Below are 1034 nucleotides of genomic sequence, written 5' to 3'. Positions count from 1 at the left end.
AAATCACAATGTCTTGTGAGTCAGGGTACAATACCTCACTGTCTACAGTGTTAAACGGCAGGCCTGTCAGTTCTTCCTGATACGCAGACCAACCTGTACCAGCTGTTGTCCACGTTTTAGAGTCAGCTTGTGCTTCTTCCGCCAAACGAGCTGGTGGAATCACACATTCTTCATCAACACCCATCCATTCGCCGTTTTCTTGGCGAGAATAACGTGCCCAGTAAACTTCGCTCATGCGCGCATCAATCGCTACAGCGACATCAGTTGCACCATGCAGGCGGTAGCTTGCCTGTGCCATCGCAGCCAATGTTGAAACACCAATCATCGGCAGTTCTGCACCAAATGCTAGGCCTTGAGCGATGCCAATACCGATACGAACACCAGTAAAGCTACCAGGGCCACGGCCAAACGCTAGTGCATCCAAGTCTTGTAGAGTTAGACCCGCTTCTTTCAGCACTTCGTCAACCATTGGCAACACTTTTTTCGTGTGGTCACGAGGTGCCACTTCGCTGCGTGAAATCACTTGGTCATTAACCAGTAGTGCAACTGAACAGTTTTCAGTTGCGGTATCGATAGCAAGAATTTTTGCGCTCATTTAACTCTCTAAAACTCTATTTTATTTGGTTACATCACAGCACAGGCTGCGACTAATTATTCTGCTTTAAGAAACGCTTTGATACGTTCTAAATCTCGTGTTCTTGGGATAGGAGGTAAGCTTCCAAGGAACGTGCCGCCATAGTCACGGGTGACAAGGCGATTGTCACAAATGATCAATGCACCATGATCTTTCTGATCTCGAATCAAACGCCCTACGCCCTGCTTTAAAGTGATCACCGCATCGGGGATTTGCACTTCAGCAAACGGCTCACCACCACGCAATCGACAATCTTCAATTCGGGCTTTTAGCAGCGGATCATCCGGGGCAGTAAACGGCAATTTGTCGATGATAACACAGCTCAGTGCGTCACCTCTAACATCGATCCCTTCCCAAAACGCCCCCGTCGCCACAAGCAAAGCGTTACCCAGCTCCATAA

2 protein-coding genes are annotated in these 1034 nt (G+C 48.5%); both read right to left on the bottom strand.

Translation table 11 applies throughout. The annotated features are described in order from the left end of the window. Positions 1-595, bottom strand: a 595-nt coding sequence (gene tsaB, locus R7Q38_RS24890; RefSeq protein ID WP_318114743.1) for a tRNA (adenosine(37)-N6)-threonylcarbamoyltransferase complex dimerization subunit type 1 TsaB, incomplete at its 3' end; no start/stop codon positions are given. Between the two features lie 56 nt (positions 596-651). Beyond that, positions 652-1034: ATP-dependent DNA helicase (locus R7Q38_RS24885; protein ID WP_318114742.1), on the bottom strand; the 383-nt coding region annotated here is incomplete at its 5' end.

It is taken from the genome of Vibrio sp. Vb0598 (genome assembly GCF_033338935.1).
GTDB lineage: Bacteria > Pseudomonadota > Gammaproteobacteria > Enterobacterales > Vibrionaceae > Vibrio > Vibrio alginolyticus.
This window is presented reverse-complemented; position numbering and strand designations above follow the sequence as displayed.